Source organism: Streptococcus sp. HMSC076C08, from assembly GCF_001810825.1.
Lineage (GTDB): Bacteria > Bacillota > Bacilli > Lactobacillales > Streptococcaceae > Streptococcus.
The window spans coordinates 54,267-54,640 of sequence record NZ_KV802736.1 but is presented as its reverse complement, the minus strand read 5'-3'; the positions used below and the strand labels follow the sequence as shown (position 1 = coordinate 54,640).

1 pseudogene is annotated in these 374 nt (G+C 22.2%); it reads left to right on the top strand.

The window, feature by feature from the left end:
• Nucleotides 1-374: pseudogene (locus HMPREF2766_RS10185) on the top strand (hypothetical protein); the annotation flags it as partial.

Sequence of the window (374 nt, the reverse complement as noted above, 5' to 3'; positions counted from 1 at the left end):
TATGTTGATGATATATCTTTTGTTATCGTTAAAGAAATTAATAATGATAATAAAAATGAAATTGTTAATGATATCGAAGGAGAATTGGATAGAATAAAAGAAAAGCTAAAGAAAAAGGATATTTATATAAATCTTAATTTTGAAAAGACTCTATATTTTATTATAAGTGAGAAGAATGATATAAATTATTTGAGAAAATTTGAAAAGGAAACCTCAAGATTATCTAGTGATAATCATAGGATTATTGATCCACTAGAGTTTGAAGACGAGTTTGATAAAGCATATATTTTGACAAAAGATATTACAAAATTATCAGATTTATTTACAATATCCAAAGATAAAAAGCATCTAAGTAGGATAATTTCAACAATTTT